The sequence below is a fragment of the Methylobacterium organophilum genome (assembly GCF_022179465.1).
Classification (GTDB): domain Bacteria; phylum Pseudomonadota; class Alphaproteobacteria; order Rhizobiales; family Beijerinckiaceae; genus Methylobacterium; species Methylobacterium organophilum.
On sequence record NZ_BPQV01000058.1, the window covers coordinates 1 to 250 of the forward strand.

The 250-nt window shown below is 51.2% G+C and carries 1 protein-coding gene; it reads left to right on the plus strand.

Annotated features, from left to right (window positions below; genetic code table 11):
- The coding region (locus tag MFF21_RS23790; RefSeq protein ID WP_505744250.1) for a phosphoglucose isomerase-related protein at window positions 1–250 on the plus strand (250 nt) is incomplete at both ends.

Sequence of the window (250 nt, forward strand, 5' to 3'; positions counted from 1 at the left end):
TGGCATCTGGTACAACAATTTCTTTGGTGCGGAAACTGAAGCGATTCTGCCGTATGACCAGTATATGCACCGTTTCGCGGCGTACTTCCAGCAGGGCAATATGGAGTCCAACGGTAAGTATGTTGACCGTAACGGTAACGTTGTGGATTACCAGACTGGCCCGATTATCTGGGGTGAACCAGGCACTAACGGTCAGCACGCGTTCTACCAGCTGATCCACCAGGGAACCAAAATGGTACCGTGCGATTTC